Origin of the sequence: Staphylococcus sp. EG-SA-17, assembly GCF_017151845.1 — a bacterium.
Taxonomy (GTDB): Bacteria; Bacillota; Bacilli; order Staphylococcales; family Staphylococcaceae; genus Staphylococcus; species Staphylococcus aureus.
The window spans coordinates 1-553 of the sequence record NZ_JACVZO010000078.1 but is presented as its reverse complement, the minus strand read 5'-3'; the positions used below and the strand labels follow the sequence as shown (position 1 = coordinate 553).

The 553-nt window shown below is 32.5% G+C and carries 1 protein-coding gene; it reads left to right on the top strand.

What is annotated here, in order from left to right; genetic code table 11:
- Positions 1–553, top strand: a 553-nt coding sequence (locus tag IDG65_RS14135; RefSeq protein WP_206174193.1) for a VOC family protein, incomplete at both ends; no start/stop codon positions are given.

Genomic DNA, 553 nt, shown 5'->3' with positions numbered 1-553 from the left:
AACTATAAATGTTAGACATTTAGCTGACTTAAGACCATTTTATGAAACTATATTGGGATTTGAAGTTATTACAGAAACAAATCATTCTGTTCGGTACGAGATAGGTCAGTCAAATCATTTTTTAACATTAAATGAAGTTATAAATGGTAGGGAACCACTTTTATCTGAAGCAGGATTATTTTATGTAGGTATATTGCTTCCTAGTATTACAGATTTAGCCGATTTACTTGTACAAATGACAGACTTTGAAATTCCGGTAAATGGTGGAGAACAAAGTGTTTGTATGTCCCTCTTTTTTGAAGATCCAGAAGGGAATGCGTACAAGTTTTATGTCGACCATGATATGGATTACTGGGTGTACGATAATGAAAATGTGAAGTTAGATATTGAAGCAATCAATGTTCCACGTTTACTAACTAATGTATCAGAACAAACTTGGCAAGGGATTCCTAAAGGCACTAAAATAGGGAATTTATCACTTAAAACGATACGTATGTCAGAGGTTGAATCTTATTATTTAAGATATTTTGGACTTGAACTATCTGCGTATTTA